The sequence below is a fragment of the Sporocytophaga myxococcoides DSM 11118 genome, from assembly GCF_000426725.1.
GTDB lineage: Bacteria > Bacteroidota > Bacteroidia > Cytophagales > Cytophagaceae > Sporocytophaga > Sporocytophaga myxococcoides.
In genome coordinates, this window is the sequence record NZ_AUFX01000023.1 from 1 (window position 1) to 1,578 (window position 1,578).

Here is a 1,578-nt window from a genome sequence, read left to right on the forward strand (position 1 = left end):
CGAACTGAAATTTTAGCAAATTTCCTCACAGCCCTTGATTCTTTTGGTTACTTTTCTCATCAAGGAGAAAAGTGACAAAACTAATATAATGGGACATATTATAAATTTCCCTATTCAACACCTTAATGACGGGAATAAAACCCTAATCCTATAAAATATATCTAAAAGTTTTTATTTAACCTTATATTGATAATACTACCTTGGAGAAGGTTGAGTCAATGACCAGCCGCTGATAACAAAGTCCTGAACAAGTACATCTTTCTTCGCTCCTTCCTGAGGAGGCAGTATACCTTTCTTTTTAATAATTACATCTGTTATAAACATTGGAGTAAGAAGAGCGGCCATAAAAAATCCGATAAAGGAAAATACTCCATAAGGTCCCCACATGTAAAAGCCCATCACAGTGAGAATTGCTCCCGCCAAAAGACTTATTGCCCATGTTTTAACCTTTGTTTCGCTATGAATTTTATAACAATAAGCGCATCTTGGAATCCCTACAGATATTTGTTTGAACTTCACAGAACTATATACAACTAAATTTGTCCTATCCTGCTCCTTGAAGAGAGGAACAAAATAATTCAAATTCATATTTGTTGAATGTTTGCTATTACAGAACTGGCACAATGTCTCAAGAGGCTCTATCCTTTTAAGACGTTCATTTAGTACATGTTTTTCCATTGACAAAAAATCAGTTATTTTCCTTTAACATATTTGAGACCAACCATCCAGTAGGATACGCTAGTAGTATTGCTAATCCAACAGGTATTAAAAGTTCTATTTTTATAATTGAAGATCTTCCGGAGACATACCAGTTATAGAAAAACGGAATCAGTACAACGAAGGTAAAGCTTCTTACAGCTCCGCCAAAGGGTTTATCCTTATATGCCAGATACCCTCCTACGGCGGCTATAACAGAGGCAAAAAAATACCACAGAAAGTTTTCTATATTAAAAAGAGGACCGATTAATCCTAAAAAAATTAAACCAAATGCAGCCAGCTTTTCGTAATCTTCAGTTGATTCCTTATTTACCTGTTCATCAAAAAGCTTTTGCCGAATCACAGCTTGAATCTGACTGGTGGCATCTTCTTTGGTAAACCCTTCATTTTCCAGATTACTAATTTCATTCTGCAGATTAAAATTTCCAGATGAGAAAGCAGAGAGAATTCTTGCTTTTTGTTTTTCGTTTAAAACCATTTTATGTTCCTATTAATCAATTAAAAGTAATTTTCTTTTACGGCTATTCTGTAAAAAAGTAGTACAAAATCAATCTAAAAAATACTTTGAAGTCATTTTTAGATGTACAAAAAAATTTCATTATCAGACTAATATACTTTTTTGATTTCTTAAGGCAAAAAAATCTAATAATTTATCTTGATTAATGCTTTTGGTCTCTTTTGCTTACCTGTCCGGGCCTTGAGGAAATTGCGTTAAGAAATTTCAGTGAGTGAAGCGGCCAAAAATTTTGATGTTTGAGGCCGACGCAGGAGGACGAGTTTCAAAATTTTTAGCGTAACGAACTGAAATTTTAGCAAATTTCCTCACAGCCCTTGATTCTTTTGGTTACTTTTCTCATCAAG

Annotated in this window: 2 protein-coding genes; both read right to left on the reverse strand. The window is 33.8% G+C overall.

Going from position 1 to position 1,578, the window contains the following annotated elements; translation table 11 throughout:
- Positions 1-195: 195 nt before the first annotated feature.
- Entirely contained in the window at positions 196-678 is a 483-nt protein-coding gene (locus tag K350_RS0118285) for a hypothetical protein (RefSeq protein WP_028981128.1), read from the reverse strand.
- A 10-nt stretch (positions 679-688) separates the two neighbouring features.
- On the reverse strand, positions 689-1,195 hold the full coding sequence (locus K350_RS0118290; protein ID WP_028981129.1) for a hypothetical protein: 507 nt from the start codon (positions 1,193-1,195) through the stop codon (positions 689-691).
- Positions 1,196-1,578 lie beyond the last annotated feature (383 nt).